The organism is Caballeronia calidae (genome assembly GCF_900044055.2).
Taxonomy (GTDB): Bacteria; Pseudomonadota; Gammaproteobacteria; order Burkholderiales; family Burkholderiaceae; genus Caballeronia; species Caballeronia calidae.
In genome coordinates this window covers 60,400-82,299 of the sequence record NZ_FCOX02000002.1, presented here as the reverse complement: position 1 = coordinate 82,299, position 21,900 = coordinate 60,400, and the positions used below count along the sequence as shown (strand labels likewise).

Annotated in this window: 22 protein-coding genes; 7 read left to right on the top strand and 15 right to left on the bottom strand. The window is 64.9% G+C overall.

What is annotated here, in order from left to right; genetic code table 11:
• The first annotated feature begins 167 nt into the window (after positions 1-167).
• From AWB78_RS02560 to AWB78_RS02545, 4 genes are all read left to right on the top strand, one after another.
• Entirely contained in the window at positions 168-2,015 is a 1,848-nt protein-coding gene (locus AWB78_RS02560; RefSeq protein ID WP_062601925.1) for a DNA-binding protein, read from the top strand.
• A 27-nt stretch (positions 2,016-2,042) separates the two neighbouring features.
• On the top strand, positions 2,043-2,438 hold the full coding sequence (locus AWB78_RS02555; RefSeq protein WP_062601922.1) for a hypothetical protein: 396 nt from the start codon (positions 2,043-2,045) through the stop codon (positions 2,436-2,438).
• A 280-nt stretch (positions 2,439-2,718) separates the two neighbouring features.
• A complete protein-coding gene (locus AWB78_RS02550; protein ID WP_062601919.1) occupies positions 2,719-3,744 on the top strand; it encodes an NAD(P)H-dependent flavin oxidoreductase in 1,026 nt (341 codons plus the stop codon).
• A gap of 79 nt (positions 3,745-3,823) precedes the next feature.
• Entirely contained in the window at positions 3,824-5,044 is a 1,221-nt protein-coding gene (locus tag AWB78_RS02545) for an NYN domain-containing protein (RefSeq protein ID WP_062601917.1), read from the top strand.
• Positions 5,045-5,082: 38 nt separating this feature from the next.
• Here the strand turns inward: AWB78_RS02545 and AWB78_RS02540 are convergent, their stop codons facing one another.
• From AWB78_RS02540 to AWB78_RS02530, 3 genes are all read right to left on the bottom strand, one after another.
• Positions 5,083-6,492: an HdeD family acid-resistance protein gene (locus AWB78_RS02540; protein WP_062601915.1), complete on the bottom strand. Its 1,410-nt coding sequence runs from the start codon at positions 6,490-6,492 to the stop codon at positions 5,083-5,085.
• 175 nt (positions 6,493-6,667) lie between these two features.
• The gene (locus AWB78_RS02535) at positions 6,668-7,456 is read right to left on the bottom strand and encodes an alpha/beta fold hydrolase (protein ID WP_062601912.1); all 789 of its coding nucleotides are present in this window, start codon (positions 7,454-7,456) and stop codon (positions 6,668-6,670) included.
• A gap of 49 nt (positions 7,457-7,505) precedes the next feature.
• Positions 7,506-7,847: a DUF4148 domain-containing protein gene (locus AWB78_RS02530; protein ID WP_062601910.1), complete on the bottom strand. Its 342-nt coding sequence runs from the start codon at positions 7,845-7,847 to the stop codon at positions 7,506-7,508.
• A 608-nt stretch (positions 7,848-8,455) separates the two neighbouring features.
• Here AWB78_RS02530 and AWB78_RS02525 point away from each other — a divergent pair.
• Entirely contained in the window at positions 8,456-8,833 is a 378-nt protein-coding gene (locus tag AWB78_RS02525; protein WP_062602395.1) for a DUF3331 domain-containing protein, read from the top strand.
• A gap of 346 nt (positions 8,834-9,179) precedes the next feature.
• Here the strand turns inward: AWB78_RS02525 and glcF are convergent, their stop codons facing one another.
• The 3 genes from glcF to glcD are packed head-to-tail and all read right to left on the bottom strand — an operon-like array spanning position 9,180 to position 12,984.
• The gene (glcF, locus tag AWB78_RS02520) at positions 9,180-10,397 is read right to left on the bottom strand and encodes a glycolate oxidase subunit GlcF (RefSeq protein WP_062601908.1); all 1,218 of its coding nucleotides are present in this window, start codon (positions 10,395-10,397) and stop codon (positions 9,180-9,182) included.
• A 20-nt stretch (positions 10,398-10,417) separates the two neighbouring features.
• A complete protein-coding gene (gene glcE, locus AWB78_RS02515; RefSeq protein ID WP_062601906.1) occupies positions 10,418-11,485 on the bottom strand; it encodes a glycolate oxidase subunit GlcE in 1,068 nt (355 codons plus the stop codon).
• Entirely contained in the window at positions 11,485-12,984 is a 1,500-nt protein-coding gene (glcD, locus tag AWB78_RS02510; RefSeq protein WP_062601904.1) for a glycolate oxidase subunit GlcD, read from the bottom strand. Before glcD ends, glcE begins: the two co-directional genes overlap by 1 nt.
• Before the next feature lie 224 nt (positions 12,985-13,208).
• Here glcD and glcC point away from each other — a divergent pair, with 224 nt between their 5' ends.
• Complete coding sequence (glcC, locus tag AWB78_RS02505; RefSeq protein WP_062602393.1) at positions 13,209-13,973, top strand: transcriptional regulator GlcC; 765 nt, start codon at positions 13,209-13,211, stop codon at positions 13,971-13,973.
• A gap of 12 nt (positions 13,974-13,985) precedes the next feature.
• On the opposite strand, the gene AWB78_RS02500 is transcribed toward glcC, so the two are convergent.
• From AWB78_RS02500 to AWB78_RS02470, 7 genes are all read right to left on the bottom strand, one after another.
• Positions 13,986-14,588 carry a phosphatase PAP2 family protein gene (locus tag AWB78_RS02500; RefSeq protein ID WP_062601902.1) on the bottom strand — a complete coding sequence of 201 codons (603 nt, stop codon included), beginning with the start codon at positions 14,586-14,588 and terminating at the stop codon, positions 13,986-13,988.
• Between the two features lie 61 nt (positions 14,589-14,649).
• Complete coding sequence (gene aroQ, locus AWB78_RS02495; protein ID WP_062601899.1) at positions 14,650-15,084, bottom strand: type II 3-dehydroquinate dehydratase; 435 nt, start codon at positions 15,082-15,084, stop codon at positions 14,650-14,652.
• Between the two features lie 19 nt (positions 15,085-15,103).
• Positions 15,104-15,928: a shikimate dehydrogenase gene (gene aroE, locus AWB78_RS02490; RefSeq protein ID WP_062601897.1), complete on the bottom strand. Its 825-nt coding sequence runs from the start codon at positions 15,926-15,928 to the stop codon at positions 15,104-15,106.
• Entirely contained in the window at positions 15,925-17,148 is a 1,224-nt protein-coding gene (locus tag AWB78_RS02485) for a CaiB/BaiF CoA transferase family protein (RefSeq protein ID WP_062601895.1), read from the bottom strand. The genes aroE and AWB78_RS02485 overlap by 4 nt, the downstream gene beginning before the upstream one ends.
• A complete protein-coding gene (locus AWB78_RS02480; RefSeq protein ID WP_062601893.1) occupies positions 17,148-17,606 on the bottom strand; it encodes a MaoC family dehydratase in 459 nt (152 codons plus the stop codon). Before AWB78_RS02480 ends, AWB78_RS02485 begins: the two co-directional genes overlap by 1 nt.
• 1 nt (position 17,607) lies before the next feature.
• Entirely contained in the window at positions 17,608-18,000 is a 393-nt protein-coding gene (locus AWB78_RS02475) for a VOC family protein (protein ID WP_062601891.1), read from the bottom strand.
• A complete protein-coding gene (locus tag AWB78_RS02470; RefSeq protein WP_062602391.1) occupies positions 17,997-18,947 on the bottom strand; it encodes a ketopantoate reductase family protein in 951 nt (316 codons plus the stop codon). The genes AWB78_RS02475 and AWB78_RS02470 overlap by 4 nt, the downstream gene beginning before the upstream one ends.
• A gap of 103 nt (positions 18,948-19,050) precedes the next feature.
• On the opposite strand from AWB78_RS02470, the gene AWB78_RS02465 reads away from it, so the two are divergent.
• Positions 19,051-19,953 carry a LysR family transcriptional regulator gene (locus AWB78_RS02465; protein WP_062601883.1) on the top strand — a complete coding sequence of 301 codons (903 nt, stop codon included), beginning with the start codon at positions 19,051-19,053 and terminating at the stop codon, positions 19,951-19,953.
• Here AWB78_RS02465 and AWB78_RS02460 read toward each other — a convergent pair.
• Positions 19,932-20,429: an SRPBCC family protein gene (locus tag AWB78_RS02460; RefSeq protein WP_062601881.1), complete on the bottom strand. Its 498-nt coding sequence runs from the start codon at positions 20,427-20,429 to the stop codon at positions 19,932-19,934. The two genes, AWB78_RS02465 and AWB78_RS02460, sit on opposite strands and share 22 nt — an antisense overlap.
• A 17-nt stretch (positions 20,430-20,446) precedes the next feature.
• Positions 20,447-21,892: an efflux transporter outer membrane subunit gene (locus AWB78_RS02455; protein WP_232477591.1), complete on the bottom strand. Its 1,446-nt coding sequence runs from the start codon at positions 21,890-21,892 to the stop codon at positions 20,447-20,449.
• Positions 21,893-21,900 lie beyond the last annotated feature (8 nt).

The window sequence follows — 21,900 nt, the reverse complement described above, 5'->3', positions numbered from 1 at the left end:
GATACACTCTCGCCTGCAAAAGCTCATTTTTGACGGTATATGACGTGCTGCGAATATGGGAGCGCGGAAAATGGGTATCATCCCCTTCCGCCATGCGCGGATCCCGCCGAGTGTAATAACGTATCGCAGTTTTTTTGAGTGCGACGCCACTGATTTTCGAGGCGCTTATGCCCACAGACGTAGACAACATCACCGACGAGCAAATCGCGTCGATTGCCGATCGCCTGACCGAAGAAGGTCGCAAGGTTTCCCCCGTCACCGTTTGGACGGAGTCGAAAGGCGGCTCGATCGTCGCCATCGCGGCCGGCCTGCAGCGCTGGCGCGAAGCGCGTCAGCCGGGCGTGCCTGAGCAGCAGGCGCCCACGGGACTTCCCGACGACCTCGCCGAAACGCTCGTCAATGTCGCGCGCCGGCTCTGGACGGTCTCGCGCGACGAAACCGAACGGTTCTCCGGCCAGCGGCTTTCCGCGGCGAACCAGCGGCTCGCGACCGCGCTCGCGGAGCGCGACGAGGCCCTCGCCGAATTCGTGAAGACCGGCGACGAAGCCGCGCAGAACCGTCAGCAGATGACGGACGCGCAGAGCGCGCTGCGTGCAGCGGAAGAGTCGGCCGCGCGCCTGCGTGACGAACTCGCGACGGCCACGGCGCGCGCGCAGACCGCCGAGACGCGCGTCGAGGAAGCGGCGCAGCGCGCGGCGACGGAGCAGTCCGAGCTTGCCGCCGTGAAGGCGTTGCTGGAGGAGCAGCGTCACGCGAACGAGGCGTTGAACGCGGCGCTGTCGGGCAAGGATGACGAGATCGCGCGCATCGCGGCGGAGCTGGATCAGGCGCGTCGGCAGCACGAGGAGGCGCACGCGTCGATCGCGGGCATCGCCGGCGAGCGCGATCAGGCGCGCCACGAGCACGCGGAACTGCATGCGCTGATGTCGGGCAAGGACGAAGCGCTCGCGCGCATCGCGGCGGAACTGGATCAGGCGCGTCAGCAGCACGAGCAGGCGCACGCATCGATCGCGGGCAAGGACGAAGCGCTCGCGCGCATCGCGGCGGAACTGGATCAGGCGCGTCAGCAGCACGAGCAGACGCACGCATCGATCGCGGGCAAGGACGAAGCGCTCGCGCGCATCGCAGAGGAGCGGGACCGCGCGCGTCAGGATCACGCGGAATTGCAGGCGCTGATATCGGGCAAGGACGATGAACTCGCGCGCATCGCCGGCGAGCGCGACGAGGCGCGACAGCAGCACGAGGCGTCGAGCCTGGCGGCGCAGGACAAGTCGGCGGAAGCCGAGCGCTGGTCGCAGGATGCGAGCGCCGCGCAGTCGCGCGCGCAGGCCGCCGAAGCGCAGGTGAGCGAAAGCCTCGCGCGCGTGGCCGCGCTGGAAGTCGAACTGAACGACGCGCGCGGCGCACTGGAGATCGAGCGCGAAAATGCGGCGGCGCGCAGCGCGGAAGTCTCGGCGCAGCGCGATCACGTGGAACGCGTCGGCGGCGAACTGGACGAAGCCTACAAGCAGATCAGCACGCTGAGGGAAGAAAAGGCCGAGCAAGGCGCCGAACTCGCGCGCGTATCGAACGATGTCAACGCATTGCGCGAACGTGCCGAGTCCGCGGAGAGAAACGCGACCGATCTCGCGAAGCGTCTCGTCGAGAAAGAGCAGGGCGAAGCGTCGGAAGTCGCTTCGCTGCAGCGTCAGATCTCCGCGCAGGCCAAGGCGCATTCGAAGGCCTACGACGACCTGCGCGCCAACGCCGAGCAATGGGTCACGTATGCGAAGGACTTGCGCCAGCGCCTCGACGTGGCCAACGAGAAGAACCTCTTCATCGACGCCCGCAGCACCGGCGAAGTCGCGCTGATGCGCAGGCTCGCGGTCGAACTGGAGCGCCTGAAGCCGGATCACGAACTGGTGTTCCGCGAGGCGCAGCAGAAGGTGATCGGCGACAAGATGGCGCAGCAGCTCGCGCAGAAGGGCTATCGCTACGATCCGGCCACCGCGGTGATGTCGAAGATCGAAACGTGACGCGCGTGTGACGTTGCTTATCTGAGCATGGATACGCAGACCATCACCGTGACGATCGATCGCGACTGGCGCGAGCTCTATGACGCCATCTGGCGTCCGGAAGTCTTTCCGACGTGGGCGTCGGGGCTCGCGCGATCGACGCTCGAAGACATGGGCGATCACTGGCGCGCGCACGGTCCCGAAGGCGAGGTGACGATCCGCTTCACGGACCACAACGCGTTCGGCATCATGGATCATCGCGTATATCTGCCCGACGGCGCGGAAGTCTACGTTCCATTGCGCGTCTATCAGAACGGCGCGGGCGCCGACGTTGCGCTCACGCTGTTCCGTCAACCCGGCATGACCGACGAAAAATTCGCCGCCGATGCCGACTGGGTCCGCCGCGACCTCGCCATGCTCGCCGCGCGACACGCAAAGCGCTGATCGCCGCTCACGGCGTCCACCGATACATCAGGATCTTCGCCCGCGGCCAGTGCGCTCATCGAAAGGATCAGGGGTTTCACTGCCCGCGTCCTGCTTGAAAGGCCGACGGCATGCGCGAAAAGCGTGCCGGGCGGACAAGCGTCCCGCACCACGGCGCCCGCATGATGGACGAGCGCGGACCGGCCAAGGTTTCCGACACCTTGAAAGCGGAGCGCGGCGGGACTAGGCTTGGCGAGGGTCCGTCAAGCGCGTTCGGACCGTTCATCCGCGCGAGGCCGACATGACCGCGAACGCTGCGCCATTCGATACCGAGCTGACCCGCGTGCTCGGCTGCCGTTATCCGATCATCTCCGCTGGAATGGGCGGGCCCGCGCGTGCCGAGCTCGCGTCGGCCGTGTCGAATGCGGGAGGCTTCGGCCTGCTCGGCATGGTGCGCGAATCGCCGGAGACGATCGCGAACGAAGTCGCCGCAGTGCGTGCCGCGACGGATGGGCCGTTCGGCGTGAATCTGATTCCCGCGGGCACGAAGCCCGATCTGCTGGCCGCCGAGCTCGACGCGTGCCTCGAATTGCGCGTTCCGGCGATGTGTTTCTTCTGGGACGTGTACCCCGATATCGTCGCGCGCGTGAAGGACAGCGGCGCGCTCGTGCTGTATCAGGTCGGCTCGCTCGAAGACGCGCTGCGCGCGGAAAAGGCGGGCGCCGATGTGATCGTCGCGCAGGGCGTGGAGGCGGGCGGGCACGTGCGCGGCTCGACCGGCATCATGACGCTGCTGCCCGAAATCGCCGCGCACACGCGCGTGCCGGTCGCGGCGTCGGGCGGCATCGCGACGGGCGCGGGACTGGTCGCGGCGCTCGCGCTCGGTGCGAGCGGCATTCATTGCGGCACCGTCTTTCTCACGACGCACGAATCGTACGCGCACGAGTATCACAAGCAGCGCGTGATCGATGCGCGCGCGGGCGACACCGTCCACACCGATATCTACGCGATCAACTGGCCCGCAGGTTCGCCGGTGCGTGTGCTCGCCAACAGCGTGACGGATGCGTCGAGCGGTCATCGCTTCGGCAACGATCCGTATGCGCTGCCGCGCGAGATCGTCGCGCACGACGAATGGGGCGCGGTCGAGAAGTACAGCACGGTTTCGCCGCTGCGCTCGACCACGGGCGATCTGGAAAAGATGGCGCTCTTCGCGGGGGAATCGTCGGCGCTGGTGAGCGAGCGGATGTCGGCGGGCGAAGTGGTCGAGCGTCTGATGCGCGAAGCCCACGAAACACTCGACGATCTGCTGGCGAGACACTTGCCCTGACACGCGCATTCCTTTCGGTAGAGCGCCGACAAGCTATCATGTGCGCTTTCCAAACATGCCGCACGAGCTGGAGAACCATATGGCTGGACCTCAGGAAAGCGTCAGCATGGCGGTGTTCTGCGATTTCGAGAACGTCGCGCTCGGCGTTCGCGATGCGAAGTACGAGAAGTTCGACATCAAACCCGTGCTGGAACGCCTGTTGCTGAAGGGAAGCATCGTCGTCAAGAAAGCCTATTGCGACTGGGACCGCTACAAGGGCTTCAAAGCGGCGATGCACGAGGCCAGCTTCGAGATGATCGAGATTCCTCACGTGCGTCAGTCGGGCAAGAATTCGGCGGATATCCGCCTCGTCGTCGATGCGCTCGATCTCTGCTATACCAAGTCGCACGTCGATACGTTCGTCATCATCAGCGGAGACTCCGACTTCTCGCCGCTCGTGTCGAAGCTGCGCGAGAACGCGAAGAAGGTGATCGGCGTGGGCGTGAAGCAATCGACGTCCGATCTGCTCGTCGCGAACTGCGATGAATTCATTTTCTACGACGACCTCGTGCGCGAGCAGCAGCGCGCCATGGCGAAGCGCGAGCAGCGCGAGTCGAAACGCGCGTCCGAGGAAGAGCGGCAGCCCAGGCAGGAGACGGAGTCGCGCAAGTCGCAGGCCATCGCGATCGCGGTCGAAACCTTCGAGGCGCTCGCATCGGAGCGCGGCGAAAGCGGCAAGATCTGGGCATCCGTATTGAAGAGCGCGATCAAGCGGCGCAAGCCGGGCTTCAGCGAAACGCAATACGGCTTCCGCGCGTTCGGCAATCTGCTCGACGAAGCGCAATCGCGCGGCCTGCTGGAAGTCGGCCGCGACGATAAATCCGGCGCGTTCGTGTTCCGCTCCGCGCAGGTCGCGGCGGTGGATGTCAGGCCAGCCGATGCGGTCGTCGCAAGAGAACACGAGGCGACGGGGAACGCAAGCCGTCGCGGCAAGCGCGGTGCACGCAAGCAGGCGCCGATGCCCGCGCCGGAACCCGTAGCCGTCGAAGAAGCGTCGGCGATCGTCGAGCCGCAACTGCCCGAGCCGCACATGCACATGCACGAGCCGCACGCCGAGGCGGAAGCGGAAGTCGCGCCCGCTCCCGCGCCTGCGCGGAAACGAGCCGCCGCGCCGCGTCGCGCGCGCAAGACGGCGGCGAAGCCCAGCGCGCCCGATGTGCAGCAGGAAGCCGTCGTCGAAGCCGAAGCGGTCAAGCCGGTGCGCAAGTCGTCGCGCGGCGGCCGTTCGCGCAAGACTGTCGATAAGACGAGCGAGCAGTAAGCAACGCGAGCCGCGTCGAGCGCGCAGGCCGGTGCCGTTCAACCCGGACCGTGCTCCGCCGTCACCGCGGCGGCGTCCCGCGCGTGCGCAGCCGCATGTTCTTCGGCACGCCAGCGTTGCCGCGAGCGATACATCGTCGCGACCGCGATGCGTGCCATCTTCACCCAGCCCGAATGCCGCGGGTCCGCGAGCATGCTGAGCGCACGCGCGTAATCGAGCGTGAGGCCCGGCGTCCAGGCCATCGTCGCGGCGCGCTTTCTCACTTGCGCCGCGACCCACAGCTCGGGCGTCGCCATGATGCGCAACAGCGGCTTCCATCCGCCGCCCTTGCCCCACACGCGCGCCGATGCGCCTTCGATCGCGGCTTCCAGCGCACGCGCGACGGAACTCGAACAGTTGCGATACGTAAGGTTATACGTCGTGTCGCGGCGATATTCCCGCCAGAAACGTTCGAGCCGCACCGGATCGTAGTTGCGGATGCGGACCTGCTGAGTCGACGGACACCAGGCCTTCGATTCGGTCGCATAGTCGGGCTGGAAGAGGCCGGGCACATCGTTCTCGCGTGTCGCGCGCAGCGTGCGCGTGAACTCGTTCGGCGAACGGTCGATCTCGACTGCGGGATACAGACTGATATACACGCCCTCGGGCGTTTCCAGCGCGGCGTGGCCGGTGGAGATGGTGCCGTTTCTATCGACCGCCGCGATATAGCGATCGACGATCAACTGCCTGCGCGGCTGCGACTTCGCCGTGCCGACGGGCGTCCACACATGGACGGTCAACGCGGGTTCATGCGGCGCGGGCGGTCCGTCCCAGACGGCGCCGGCGAATGACGATGAGGCGCGCATCGCGACTTCCGATGCAGCCACATCCGCCGGGTCTTCTGCCGCCGGATTCGCCGCCAGGCGCCGCACGCGCGCCGCGAGCAGGATCATGTTCCAGCCGCCGAAGAAAAGCCCGAACGCGACGCAGTACGCGACGGTGCCCGCATAGTGATCGGGATACGGCTGATAGAAGAAGATCGCGATGGCGATTTCGAGCACGCCGCCCGCTGTCGCGAGCCGCCATCGGCGAAAGCGGACCACGCGCGACGAGACGATCTGCAATGCGCCATCGACCAGAAAGAGCGTGCCGAAGATGAGCGACAGCACGAAGTTGCCATGTTCGCCGCCGATCAGCACGAGCAGCGCCGAGAGACAGAACGTCGTGCCTTTCGCGTAACGCAGCTTGCGCTGTCCGCCGATGCCGGTCCACGCGACGGCCAGCGTGGCGAGACCTTCGAGCAGCATCATGAGCGCGAAGGGCACGATGGGAAAGTAGAGCGCGCCGTCGAGCGCGTCGGTGAAGATGACCATGCCCAGCGCGATGCTGAGCAGCCCGAGCGTCATCACCGAGCGCCAGCGGCTGCGCAGATAGTCGACGCCGAGGAGAATCATCACGAGACGAACCATCGCTTCCTCCGTCTGATCGTTCGATGCCTGAAGCGGGACATGCGCGGCGGGACATGCGCGGTCACACACTATTTAAGGCATTGACGGATGAAGCGGCAAGCGCGGATGCGCCCGATTGCGCAGACGAATGCGCGCGGCCGTCATGCGCGATGCACGACAGCCGCGTATGCGTCACCTACTGAACCGCATGCATCGCGGCATCTTCGATCACCGCCGCGACCTGCTGCGGCTTCGATTCATACACGGAGTGGCTCGCGCCCGGAATGACCGTCATGTGACTGTGTGCGCGCTCGTAGTACCAGCGCTCGAGATCCGGATTGATGATCTTGTCGCCGCCCGCCACGATGCCCCAGCTCGGCTTCGAGGTCCACGCGGCCGCCGTCAGCGGCGTCGTGAAGACCTGCGCCGACGTGAGAATCTGAGAGCGGGATTCGAATCGGGCCTGTCCGAGCGGCAGATCCGCGGCGAAGTCTTTCGGGAAAACGGCGGGGTTCAAATACGTGTAGCCGTCCGCCGTCTTTTCCACGGCGCCCGTCTGCCTGGCCAGCAAACTGGGCGTTTTCTTGCCGAGCGCGCTTTCGTCCTCGCCCACGTCCGGCGCATGCGCCGCCACATAGACGAGTCCAGCCACGTTGGGATGCACACCGGCCTCCGTGATGACCGACCCGCCGTAGCTGTGGCCGACGAGAATCGCCGGGCCGTTCTGCAGGTCGAGCACACGTTTGGTCGCCGCGACATCGGCTTCGAGCGAGGTCAGGGGCTCCTGCACCATCGTGACGTGATAGCCGTCCCGGGTCAGGATGTCGTAGACCGGCTTCCAGCCCGATCCGTCGACCCACGCGCCATGGACGAGAACGATGTTCCTGACCGGCGCATGAGCGGCATCCCGAGCCATCGCGCCCGTCGATGCGAACAGACCGGCCGACAACGCCAGCACGGAAGCCGCTTGCAAGATTCGCTTCATGAAGAACTCCGCTTGTGCGAATGAGAGATCAGCGATCCGGATGCGGGGATCAGCTGCCGAAATACGGCTGGCAGAAATCGATCGGTCCGACGCAGGTGTTCTTCATCGCGGCATGCTTCGAGATACCCGATGCGCCCGTGCCCGCTTGCGCGCCGCCATAGGATTGCGCGGCGCCGGCATGTTGCGCGGCGAGCTTCGCTTCGGCCGCTTGAATGTCGGCGGGATAGTACGGATCGCTCGCGGCCGCGGGGTTGTAGCCCGCCTTTTCTACAGCGACGAGATCGGCGCGGACCTGTGCACGCGTGACGGGACCGTTCGACTGCGCGAAGGCGACTGCGGGAGCAGCGAGCGTGGCGGCAACGAGGGTCAGGCTGACGAGATACTTGTTCATGATCGACTCCAGGGTGGATTGAGATAGCTGCGTAATTGGGTATCCGAAATAAACAGGCTTATTCGGTTTCCCTCGGTAAGGCCGTTGGTCTGTCTTCGTATCGCGACCTTGATGACACTGTATAAGCGCGATCGCGCGTCGACTACACCTACGAAGGAGGGTGGCTGCACCAACGATCGGTGCATCGGCCAAACGTTCGCATGATGTTCGCGTCGATTGCCTAACCGTCCGTTCATGTCGCATGCGACGCGCGCATGAGCCGCCTCATGCGCGTGGCTGAACGGCTCATACGAAGGTGTTATCGAACGCGCCCGGATCGCGGGATTTAAACCTTGATATAGGTTGACTCAACCATTGGGCGGGGTCGTCAACCGTATGTACGGCTAGGCGGGGTGTTTGCGGTTGATTAACTTTGAGTCATCGCGATGCCGGTCTTTCGATCGGCTCGCATGCGCGATGTCGCGCTCTGCTGCGGTTTCCGCTCGCAGGCGCACTTCACGACGGACTTCAAACGCCTGATCGGCCCACGCCGAAGCACTGGCAAACAACGACGCCCGACGCATTCCGGGCGGGCCGATCGCACGCATTCGTTCGATAAGGAGCCGAACATGGCTGAAGCTGCAATCGCCCTCGATCCGTGGGCTCAAACGATCTTTCAATTGACGGCGCTGAATGACGGCGTGCGCTTCGAGGCGCCGTCGGTCAGGCGCCCGTTTGTTCAGAGCGTCGATCGTCGCGTGGCCGTGAAGCTGATCGAACGTCCATCGACGACGACCGCGACGATCGAATGGCGCGACTCGACGCGCTGCTGCTATGGCGATCAGGTGTGGCGCGCGATGCGTGCGCGCACCGCTGGCGTGTGCGCGATGAGCGGTTGCGAGATCCGTCCGGGCGATCGGGTGTATGGGCCGAATCCGCGGCCGGTGCCGGGCAATGCCGGAGCGATGATTCTGGCGTCGGTGCTGGATCAGGCGACGCCGTTGTGAACCGCGCACGCAACGCTTTCAACATGCACGCGCACCCGTCAGACGAATCTTCGAGACCGCGAATTTCACGAGCGTGCGAGACAACTCGAAGAATTGATCGAAGGAGAGAGGGCCAGGTGTACTGGAGACTGTCGGCTGCGCGCTCCCAGTTCTCAGCGAGGCCCGGTTCGATATCGACGTTCTCGCGATTCCCGCGCGATGCGCAACACACGATCCGCGGGCTGCAGGAACAAGACGAGCGTGCGCCCGTTCTTTGAAAACGGGCGACGGGATTTTTTCGGACGCGTGGCGAGGAAGCGTCCGAAAGCCTTTGCTCACAGCAGGCCGTGCTTTTCCACACGCGAACTCACCGCATCGCGTCTTCCACCAGTTCGATCCAGTGACGCACGCCGGTGCGTCCCGCGCCCGCGAGATGCGTCTGACAGCCGATGTTCGCCGTAACGATCATCTCGGGCGCGCCGCTTTCGAGCGCATCCATCTTGCGGTCACGCAGTTGCGTCGACAGTTCGGGCTGGGTGATCGAATACGTGCCCGCCGAGCCGCAGCACAGATGGGCATCGGGCACGTCGGTGAGGTCATAGCCGAGACGCGTCAGGATCGCTTCGACCGCGCCGCCGAGCTTCTGCGCATGCTGCAGCGTACACGGACAATGAAACGCGATGCGCCGTCGATCGGCGGACTTCAACGCATCGAGCGGCTCCGCGCCGATCACCTCGACGAGATCGCGCGCCAGCTCGCTCACGCGCGCCGCCTTCGCGGCGTAGTGCGGATCGTCACGCAGCAAGTGCCCGTATTCCTTGATGAACGCGCCGCAGCCGCTCGCGGTCTGCACGATCGCTTCCGCGCCGGCTTCGATCGCGGGCCACCACGCGTCGATATTGCGCCGCGCGCGCATCAGTCCCGCTTCCTGCGCGTTGAGGTGATACTCGGTCGCGCCGCAGCATCCCGCGCGAGGCGCATCGATCACGCTGATGCCGAGACGATCGAGCACGCGCGCCGTCGCTGCATTGGTATTGGGCGACAACGACGGCTGCACGCAGCCTTCGAGCATCAGCACGCGCCGCGCATGACGAACGGACGGTCTCGCCTTCGCCGCGACGGTGCTCGCCGGAATCTTCTGTCGAAGCGATGCCGGCATCAACGGACGCGCGATGCGTCCGGCCGTAAGCAGCGTATCGAACACGGCGGGGCGCGGGATCACATGACGCAAGCCGTTGCGCAACATGCGCTCGCGCGCGGGACGCGGCACGCGGCGTTCCAGCTCCGCGCGGCCGATATCGAGCAGCGCGTGATACGTGACACCCGAGGGACACGTCGTTTCGCAATTGCGGCACGTGAGGCAGCGGTCGAGATGCAGTTGCGTCTTGTCGGTGACGGGCTCGCCTTCGAGCATCTGCTTGATGAGATAGATGCGTCCGCGCGGACCATCCAGCTCGTTGCCCAACAACTGATACGTGGGGCACGTGGCATTGCAGAAGCCGCAATGCACGCATGAGCGCAGGATGTCTTCGGCTTCCTTCGCGCGTGCGAGCGTTCTGGCTTCGTCGCTGAGATTCGTTTGCATGGCGGTGCCTGTCGATAGCGTCAGTAGTCGGCGTACATGCGGCCGGGATTGAACACGCCGTGCGGATCGAGGCGCTCTTTCAATTGCCGATGAAAGCGCACGAGCGGTGCCGCGAGCGGATGAAACGGATCGACGGCGCGCCCCGGCGTGAAGCATGTCGCGTGTCCGCCCGCCGCGCTCGCGATGCCGCGAATGACATCGGCGCTTGCTTCGCTTTTGAGCCAGCGCTGCGCGCCGCCCCAGTCGAGCATGACGTCGCCGGGCATACCGATGAGCGGCGTAGCGTTCGGCAGGGACAGGCGCCACAGCGGGCGTTCATCGCTGAAGAAAGAAAGACGCTGCTCGCGCAGATCGGACCAGAACTGCGCGTCGGCATGATCGCCGCCGATGCGGTCCACCGCCGCGCGCACCGAGCCCGTGCCGCCTTCGAGACGCACATGCAGGCGGCCATCCACATGACATGCGCCGCTCACCGGCAATGCCGCCTTGCGCCATGAAGCAAGTTCGCGCATCGCTTCGCCTGCTTCCAACGCGAGCGAAAGGCATCGCGTTTCGCGCGGCTTCGGCAGCACTTTCATCGAGACTTCGGTGATGAGGCCGAGACAGCCGAAGCTGCCGCTCATCAAGCGCGATACGTCGTAACCGGCGACGTTCTTCATCACTTGCCCGCCGAAGCGCAAATGCTTGCCCTCGCCCGTGACGATGCGGCAGCCGAGCACGAAGTCGCGCACCGAGCCGGCCCACGGGCGGCGCGGCCCTGAAAGCCCGGTCGCAACAACGCCGCCGATCGTCGCGTTTTCACCGAACGTGGGCGGCTCGCACGGCAGCATCTGACCGGCTTCGTCGAGGATCGCGTTCAGTTCGGCGAGCGGCGTGCCCGCGCGCGCGGTGATCACGAGTTCGCTCGGCTCATAGCTCACGATGCCGCGATGCGAACGCGTGTCGATGTCTTCGCCTTCGACGCTTCTGCCGAGAAACGCCTTGCTGTCGCCACCGCGAATGCGCAGCGGCTGCTTGCGTGCGATCGCGCGTTGCACATGATCGACGAGGCGTTCGCTGTCGTCGATGGAGATGAGGTCGCGTCGCATCAGAAGCGCTCCAGTTCGGGATGGGGCAACGCGCCGTGATGCACGTGCATCGCGCCGAACTCCGCGCAGCGATGCAGCGTCGGCACGTTCTTGCCGGGATTCAGCAGCCCGGCCGGATCGAATGCGGCCTTCACGGCATGAAAGAATGTGAGCTCGTCGCCGTTGAATTGCGCGCACATCTGATTGATCTTCTCGCGGCCCACGCCATGTTCGCCCGTGATGCTGCCGCCCACTTCGACGCACAATTCGAGGATGCGCGCGCCGATGGCTTCGGCGCGATCCATCTCGCCGGGCGCGTTGGCATCGAAAAGAATGAGCGGGTGCATGTTGCCGTCGCCCGCATGGAACACGTTCGCCACGCGCAGCCCGTACTGCGCCGACAAGTCCGCGATGCCGCGCAGCACGCGCGACAGTTCACGGCGCGGAATGGTGCCATCCATGCAGTAGTAATCGGGCGAGATGCGGCCCACTGCAGGGAACGCGTTCTTGCGGCCCGCCCAGAAACGCTGGCGTTCCGCTTCGTTCGCGGCGAGGCGAATGTCCGTCGCGCCGGCTGCGCGCAGCAGGGCTTCGACGCGTGCGCAATCTTCGTCGACGTCCGATTCCGCGCCATCGACTTCGCAGAGCAGCAACGCTTCTGCATCGACGGGATAGCCCGCGTGAATGAAGTCCTCGGCGGCGCGGATCGCGAGGTTGTCCATCATTTCGAGGCCGCCGGGAATCACGCCTGCCGCGATGATCTGCGCGACGGCGTCGCCGGCTTTCTCGATGTCGTCGAAGCTCGCGAGCAGCACCTTCGCGCTCTGCGGCTTCGTGAGCAGCTTGACCGTCACTTCGACCACCACGCCCAGCATGCCTTCCGATCCGGTGATGAGCGCGAGCAGATCGAAGCCGGGCGCATCGAGCGCTTCGGAACCGAGCGTGAGACGTTCGCCGTCGATCGTGACGATCTCCACGCGAAGAATGTTATGGACCGTGAGCCCGTACTTGAGGCAGTGCACGCCGCCCGCGTTTTCCGCGACATTGCCGCCGATCGAGCATGCGATCTGCGACGAAGGATCGGGCGCGTAATAGAGGCCGTGCGGCGCGGCGGCCTGGGAAATCGCGAGATTGCGCACGCCCGGCTGCACGCGCGCGATGCAGGCTTCGGGATCGATTTCGAGGATGCGGTTGAAGCGCGACATCACGAGCAGGATGCCTTTCTCGAGCGGCAACGCGCCGCCCGACAGCCCCGTGCCCGCGCCGCGCGCGACGACCGGCACGTCATGCGCGTGCGCGTACTTCAGGAGCGCCTGAACCTCGTCGATGGTGCCCGGCAGCGCGACGAGCATCGGCGTGATGCGATACGCGGAGAGGCCGTCGCATTCGAAGGGACGCAGGTCTTCTTTCGAATGCAGCAGTTGCAGGTCGGGAAGCAGCGCTTGCAGATCGCGCACGATCGCGGCTTTGTCGTGATCGGCGAGCGGCCCGTCGAGCCGTTCGTCGTAGGCGTAGGTCATGCGGTGTCTCCGGTGGGGCGCGGGTTCGTGCCCACGTGTGCTTTTCGGCGATTCTTCCGGGTCGGTGAACGGTTGTCGATGGTTTTCACACTGGTATTACCAGTTTTTGTGCGCTGTCCGGGTTGCGCGATGCGGTGGAATCGTCCGTGCTATTGAGCGTGGAGAAAGTAAATCCGCGTCTCTCGTGCTAGGATTTAAAGCTGGTAATACCAGTGGTGAGCGCGATGAAAGAAGCAGACGAGAGCAAACGAAAACTGGCGGATGTGGTCGTCGAACGCATCGAGGCACTGATCGTCGATGGCGTGCTGAAGGTCGGGCAGACGCTGCCGTCCGAGCGGCGGCTGACGGAAAAGCTCGGTGTATCGCGCACCGCGCTACGCGAAGGTCTGAAGATACTGCGAGCGAGAGGCTTGATCGAAACGTCGCAGGGAAAGGGCTCGTTCGTCGCCAGGCTGACGGCCGAGCCCGCGCAGACGCCGATGATGCATCTGCTCGGATCGCAGCCGCGCACGCTTTACGATCTGCTGGAAGTGCGCGAGATGCTGGAAGCGGAGGCGGCACGGCTGGCCGCGCTGCGCGGCACGCAGGCCGATCACATCATGATCCGGCGGCGCTATGAAGAGCTCGTCGCGGCGGATACGCACGACACCGATGCATCGACGCACGCGCGGCTCGATCACGCGTTTCATCTGGCGATCTGCGAGGCGTCGCACAACGCGGTGCTCGTGCATACGCTCGGCATGTTGAACGATCTGATGTTGAGCGCGGTGTTCGCGTCGGTGAACAATCTCTATCACCGCGAGCCGCAGAAGCGCCTGATCGATCGTCAGCACGCGCGGCTCTACAACGCGGTGACGGGCAAGCTGCCGGAGCAGGCGCGCCGCGCGGCGAGCCAGCATGTCAAGAGCGTGCGCGAGAGTCTCGCGGAGATCGAGCGCGAGGAAGAACGACTCGTGCGCTCGACGTTGCGGCTCGAAGGCTGGGCTTGATGACGTCCAACGTTATGGCGCGAGCCAGCCGCGCCGGATCGGCCACGACAGCAGCTTGCGATAAAGCGCGATCAGCAGGCGCATCAACGCATCGCCCGCACGCGCCCAGAGCGGCACGATGGACGCATAGGCCACGCACGCGACGCCCACCGCGCCCGCCATATCGAGCGGGTAATGCACGCCGATACGCACCCGCGCCCATGCGATTGCAATACCCGCGAGCGTGACCAGCAAACCGCAACGCCACAGCCTTCCAAGCAGAAACGTCAGCGCGACGCTCGCGAACAAGGTCGCATGATCGCTCGGAAACGACGAATCCGGCGCGTGTTCGATGAAGGTATGACCGAGGCCGATCATGAACGGCCGTGGATGCATCCACAGCAGGCCGATCAGCTGATTGAACCCGAGCGCGAGAAGCGCGACGCAACACGCGCGGACGGCGGCGCTTCGCTGTTGGCGATCGCCGAACAGCCAAAGCAACGTGAGCAGCACCGGGATCAGGAAAACGAAATCATTGGCGATGGCCAGCGCGATGTCCATTTGCCATGGCGGCGTAGCGGGCGTCGCGTTGATCGAGAGAAACCACGCGTGGTTCAGCGCTTCAAGTGTATTCATGCGGAAGGTTCGCGGGCTACGAAGGATGGAGCAATCGTAGCGGGCGAACCTTATGCGAGACTTAGAAGGACGCGAGCGCCGCGCGCAGACCCAGCAGATAGCTTTCCACGCCGAACCCGCAAATCTGGCCCTTCACGACTTCCGCGAAGACGGAGTGATGCCTGAACGCCTCGCGTGCATGAATGTTCGACATATGGATCTCGACGACGGGACACTCGAGTATGGCGAGCGCATCGCGGATGCCATAGCTGTAGTGCGTCCACGCGCCCGCATTGATCAGCACCGCGTCCTGCCGCGCTTCGAACGCGCGATGAATGCGCTCGCACATCGCGCCTTCGCTGTTGGTCTGAAAGGATTCGATCGTTACGCCGAGTTCGGCCGCAAGCGTCTGTAAACGCTCATTGATCTGTGCGAGCGTGATCGTGCCGTATTGCACGGGATCGCGCCTGCCGAACATGTTGTGATTGACGCCGTGAAGCATCAGGACTTTTTTCATCTGCGTGTTCCTTGGCTATTCATTCGAGCGGCACGGTGAGACGGTCGATCACGGATCGCGTCTCGGGCCGCACGCCGCGCCACCACGCGAAAGCTTCGGCGGCCTGTTCGACCAGCATGCCGACGCCATCGGCGATGCCGAGCACGCCCGCGTTGCGCGCGAGCCGCAAGAAGGGCGTGAGGCGCTTGCCGTAGGCGAGTTCGTACGCCGTGCCGCGTGGACTGAACACGCTCGGCGCGACCGGCGGAAGCTCGCCCGACAGACTCGCCGACGTCGCGTTGACGACGAGATCGAAGCTGCCCATCGCTTCGAGTTCGTTGTAGCCGCTGGCACGCAGCGGCACGCTCGCGCGGACTTGCGACACGAGGCGCTTCGCCTTGCCGTAATCGCGATTCGCGATGACCAGCTCCTTCGGACCCGCCGCCAGAAACGGCAGCAATGCGCCGCGTGCCGCGCCGCCGGCGCCGAGCAGCAGCACGCGCTTGCCGGCGAGCGGCATGTTCAGATTCACTTCGATATCGCGCAGCAGACCCACGCCGTCGAAGTTCTCCGCGACGATGCGCCCGTTCTCGAACTTGAGCGCATTGGCCGCGCCCGCGAGCGTCGCGCGCTCGCTGCGTTCATCGGACATCGCGAAGGCTTCGAGCTTGAACGGCGCGGTGATGTTGATGCCTTTCGCGCCGCTCGCGATGAACGCGTGCACGGTGTCGGCGAAGCCGTCGCGCGGCGCTTCGATGGCTTCGTACGCGATGTCCTGTTGCGTCACCTCCGCGAAAAGCCCATGAATCAGGGGAGATTTCGTATGTCCGATCGGATTGCCGATCACGGCATAGCGGTCAGTCATGCTTGGCCTCGCTTCGAATAGAGCACGCCTTCGGTCTGCATCGCGTCGATATCGGCCTCGCTGAAACCGAGCGTGCGCGCGATCTCGGCGTTGTGTTGACCGAGGTCGGGCGCGACGTCCCGAATCGTCGTGTCGCAATCGGAAAAGCGAAAGGGCAGGTTGGACATGCGCAGCTTGCCGTAGCGCGGATGCTCCTGCTCGATCACCATCCCGCGCGCGGCAATCTGCGGATCGTCGATCACTTCGTCGATGCGTTGCACCTTCGCGCAAGGCACGTCGATGCCATCGAGCAACTCGAGCACTTGCGCCACCGGGCGGCTCGCGACCCACGGTTCGACGACCGACAGAATCTCCTTGCGATTCGCATTGCGGCCATCGAGATGATGCAAACGCGTATCCGCGCCGAAGCCTTTCGGTCCGCCATGCGTTTCGATCAATGCGGCGAAGCGCTTCCATGCATCGTCGACTTGGGCGGCAATCACAAGATCGCCATCGGCTGCGCGGAACACGCCGTAGAGCGTGGATGTCGGCATGTCGTGGCCCGTCTGCTCGGGCAACACGCCTTGCAGCGTGTAGCACTGCACCGCGTATTCGTGCATCGATACGAGCGTGTCGTAGAGCGCCATGTCGATATGCTGACCGCGTCCGCTCCTCTCGCGGCCGAGCAGCGCCGCATTGATGGCCGCGACCGCGTGAATGCCGGTGTACATATCGCCGAGCGAAATGCGCAGGAGCGGCGGACGTTCGCCGGGCGTGCCGATCATCTGCATGATGCCGCTCTTCGCCTCCGCGATGAGACCGAATCCCGCGCGATGTGCGTCCGGTCCGGTATGTCCATAAGCGGAGATCGAGCAATAGACGAGCGTCGGGTTGCGCGCGGACAGTTCTTCATAACCGAGCCCGAGCTTCTTCAGCGCGCCCGGCCGATAGTTCTCGATGAACACGTCCGCCGAATCACACAGACGCTGCATGAAGGCCTTGCCGCGCGGGTCTTTCATGTCGACGCTCACGCCGCGCTTGCCCATGTTGAGCTGGAGGAAGTAGCCGCTTTGTTCGTCATCGAGCACGGTGGCGTGCTGGCGGCCCGCATCGCCGCTGCCGGGACGCTCGACCTTGATCACCTCCGCGCCGAGCGCGGCGAGACAGCGGCCCACATACGGACCCGCGAGAAAGTGGCTGTAATCGACGACGCGAATGCCTTCGAGTGGACGTGCCTGCATCAGAACGCTCCCGGACGGCGCGGCACCATCAGACGATGTTCGCCACGTTGAACGGTCTCGCCGTTCTGATTGATCAGCTCGGACGGCAGCACGACGATGCCCCAGCCGGGACGGCTCTTGCTCGCGCGCATCGCGCCGACGCGAAACTTCACGTGCAGCACGTCGTTCACCTTGATCGGCAGAAGAAAGTCCCACGTCCAGCCGAGCGACATGCCCGGCAGGAAGCGATAATCGCTCTGCGTCTTGAGGCCATCGGCGATGGAGAGGCCGAACAGGCCATGCGCGACGATGCAGCCGAAGTGGCTCGCATTGGCATAGTCCTCGTCGAAGTGAACCGGCGTGTGATCGCCGGTCAGCTCCGCATACGCGAGAATGCGCGCCTTCGTTACGGTATAGGTCGGGCTTACGCACACGTCGCCTTCGGTGGCGTCGTCCCAGTACTTTTCGATGATCGTCATGTCACGCCTCCGCGCGCGGGTCGATGGCCAGCGCCCGCGCGACACACGTGGCAGGTCTGGCCTGAATGAATTCGATGGCGAGGCCATCGGGCAGACGCAGCCAGTTGCGGCCTTGCGGCATCTCGCTCACGTCGTATCGATGCGCGGCGCTCAGTGCGGCTTCGAGGTCCTCGCACATCACGCCGAGATGCGCGAGGCGTCCTTCGGGCGCGGTGTATTGCGGGTCGTGAATGAACTGCATGCCGCCGAGCGTCCAGTATTGACGCGGCGCTTCGCGCGTGCCGTCGACTTCGCGCATCGTCATGCCGAGCACGTCCTCGAAGAAACGGATATGCCAGCGGATGTCCTTCACCCAGATCGCGACGTGTTCCAGATAAGCCTTCGGCGCGCTCATGCCGCTGTCTCCTGTTGTTGTCGATCGGCCATGGCGCGCTCGACGCCCTTGATGCACGACACGAGCGTCGCGTTGACGGGCGTCGGCACGCCGTGACGCTGGCCCCAGCGCACGACCGAGCCGTTGATGAAGTCGATCTCGGTGATCGAGCCGCGTTCGAGGCTCTGCAACATCGAGGTCTTGAACGAGGACGGCAGGCCATCGGCCGCGAGCGTCCATGCGTCTTCGGCCGCGCGCGTGGCGAGCGTGACGCCGGCGGCTTTCGCGACCGTCATCGCTTCTTCGACCGCGGCGAGCGCGGTCGCCTTGAGCAGCGGCTCGCGATAGAGCTGTCCGTAAGTGAGACCGGTGAGTCCCGTCAGCGCGCCGGTCGCGACATTGACGAGCAGCTTGTCCCACATCGTGCCGACGATGTTGTCGCTGACCGTGGTGATGAGCCCGGCATCGTTGAAGACACCCGCGATAGCGTTCGCGCGCTGCGTGACGCGGCCATCGAGTTCGCCGATATACGTCGCCTTGCCCGCGACGCCCGACTGAATATGCCCCGCGCCCAGCAGCACGCCGCCGACATAAGTCTTGCCCGCCATCACGCGTTCACGTCCGACGATTTCGGCGAGGACGTCTTCGTGCCCGAGTCCGTTTTGCAGCGAAAGCACGATCGTTTCAGGACCGACGAGCGCGAGTGCACTGCGCATCGCCGATTCCGTATGAAAGGACTTGACCAGCACGACGACCACGTCGACCGGCCCGGCTTCCTCGGCGCGCGTCGTGGCACGCACGGCGACGGTTCGCGAGCCGTTGACGTCGTCGACTCGCAGACCGTCGCGGCGCATCGCGTTCACATGCTGCGCATCGCGGTTCAGCAACCAGGTTTCGTTTCCGGCTTCGGTCAGCGCGGCGCCGATTGCGCAGCCCAGCGCGCCTGCTCCCAATATTGCGATCTTCAATGGCGTCTCCTTGAGATGGAGATCAAGATACGGGCGCGGCATCATTTCGGCAATGCAATGGCTACAATGACGTCATTGCACTACGCAATAATGAGAACGCGCCATGGATACGACCGAACTTCCCGATATCAAGCTCCTGCAACTCTTCGATCTTCTCTACGAAGTGCGCAGCGTCACGCGCGTCGCGGAGCAGCTCGGTCAGAGCCAGCCGACCATCAGCATCTGGCTCGGCCGGCTGCGCGAGCACTTGCAGGACCCGCTCTTCATCCGCACGCCGGGCGGCATGGCGCCGACGCCGCAAGCCGATGCGCTCATCGGCACGTGCCGCGAAATCCTCGAATCGCTGCGGCGCTTCACGGCGTGGGAAATCGCCTTCGATGCGGCCACCGCGCAGCGGCGCTTCCGCATTTGCATGACCGACGCGAGCCACGTCACGCTATTGCCGCGTCTGCTCGCGCACATGCGCGCACAGGCGCCGGGCATCCGTCTGGAAGCCGCGCGCATCGACGGCAATACGGAGCGCGCGCTGGAATCGGGCGAGGCCGATCTTGCCATCGGCTATGTGCCGTGGCTTTCCGGCGGCATCTATCAGCAGCAGTTGTACGAGCAGGACTGGGTGTGCCTGACGAACCGGCATCATCCGCGGCTGCGCGCGAGAATGAGCGCGAAACAATATCGCGCGGAAGGGCATGTGGGGATCGCGGCGGGAACGGGCGCGCAACTGCTCGATCAGGCGCTCGCGCGGGAGCACGTCGAGCGGCGCGTCGTGCTGGAATTACCGGGGTTTCTCGGATTGGGCGCGATCATTCAGACGACGGATCTGATCGCCACGTTGCCGCGTCATATCGGCGAAACGCTCGCGCGCGCGAACGATCTCGCCGTGCATACATGCCCGATTCCCGTCGATGGCTTCGCCGTGCGTCAGCACTGGCACGCGCGCTATCACCATGAAGCAGGCAATCGATGGCTGCGCGGCGTGGTGTCTCAGCTCTTCGGTTCACGATGATCCACGCCCACGAGCCGCGCACCGAGCCGCTTCGCGAGCGCCTCGCCGCCTTGCTGCATCACGTAGTCGTGGTTCCATTCGAAGAGCGGACGCGCGACGGGCGCAAGCAGGTTCATCCAGCCGCGTCCGGTGCGCACGAGCCATTCGTATCGCACGATGGTGACGTCATCGCGCGATGAAAACTGCCAGCGTCCCAAGCCTTGCACATCGCCGCTCGCTTCGCCTTCGAGCAGCACGAGCGGCTCGACGCGCGTGACGCGCATGTCGAAGCGCACGCGATACGGCAAACGTCCCTTCCACGTATAGCGATGCAACGCGCCGACGCCATCGTCCGCGCCGCTTTCCACTTCGATCACGCGCTCGACACACGTCCACCATTGCGGCCATGCGGCCGGATCGTGAATGGCGTTCCATACTTCGTGAAGCGGCGCTTCGATCTTCCAGACGGTAACGAACCGATATTCGCTCGCGCGCACGATCGCCTCCCGATCGCTTATTTCGTCTTCGAGTTCTGTGCGATGGCTTCGTCGCTTTCCCAGCCGCCGCCCAGCGCGCGGAAGAGATTCACCTGATCGACGGCGACCTGTCCTTCGGCGGCCGCGACTTGCGCCGCGACGCCGGTGAGCGTGCGCGTCGCATCGAGATCGTTGAGGAAGGACTCGCGTCCCGCGCGATACAGCCGGTTCGTTTCATCGGCCGACTGGATCGCCGACTTGTACGCAGTGCGCAATGCATCGGCGCGCGTGGTATCGGATGCGTAGACCGCGAGGCTGCTCTGCGTTTCCTGCAATGCTTTCAGCACGACGCCGTCGAAGCGCGCGAGCGCGCCGCTCGTCGCCGCTTCGGCCTGATGCACGCGCGCGCGCTGACCGTTGATCGGAAAGGTCCAGCTGATGAGCGGCCCGAAGGCCCAGCGGTTCGTGTTCGCGCCGAACAGGTCCTCCGCGATACCGACCGATCCCACCGATGCGCCGATGCTCACGGACGGATACAACGCCGCTGTCGCCACACCGATGCGCGCCGTCGACGACGCGAGCTGCCGTTCGGCCTGACGCACGTCGGGACGGCGCTTGAGCAGCGCGGCGCCATCGCCGACGGGAATCGGCGCGCGCAGCTTCGGCAGCTTCCTGCACGCGAGCGCGACCTGGGGCAAGTCCGATGGCGCACGCGCGAGCAGCATCGCGAGCCGGTATTGCGCGACGCGCCGGCGCGCGACGAAGCGCGGGATATCGGCGGCGAGCGTATCGGCTTGCGTCTGTCCGCGCGTGACTTCCGATTGATTGCCGCGGCCCGCATCGCGCAGACGCTGCGTGAGCTTCACGCGCTCCTTCTGCAACGCGAGCGACTTCCGCGCGATCTCGAGCTCTTCCGCCGCCGAGCACGATTCGACATACGCGTGCACGACATCCGCGACCACCGTCACACGCGCGAGATCCTGCGCCGCCTCGACGGCTTCATCGTCCGCGTTCGCCGCTTCCACGCCGCGCCTGAGCTTGCCGAACAGATCGATCTCATAGGAGATGGAGAGATCGAGCGCGCCTTCATTCACGACGGGCAGCTTCTCCGTCAACAGATACTGTTCCGCCGATTCCTGCGCACGCTGAAACGCCGCCGATGCCTTGCCTGAGAATCCGCCTTGCTTGTTCGCGAACTCGACTTCGGCGCGCGAGCGCGCGAGATTCGCGGCCGCGACGCGCAGATCCGTGTTCGATGCGAGCGCCTGCGTCACGAGCTGATCGACGACGGGATCGTCATAGAGACGCCACCATTTCGCCGGCACCGCGCCTTGCGTGACGGGCGCCTGATCGACGCCATCGATGGCCGCGTTCGCATACGGCGCGTTGACGGCCGCGCTGTCGGGCAGCGTGTAGTTCGGGCCGACAGTCGTGCAGCCGAATAGCACGAATGCCGATGATGCCGCTATGGCGATCGCTTTCATGATGCGCA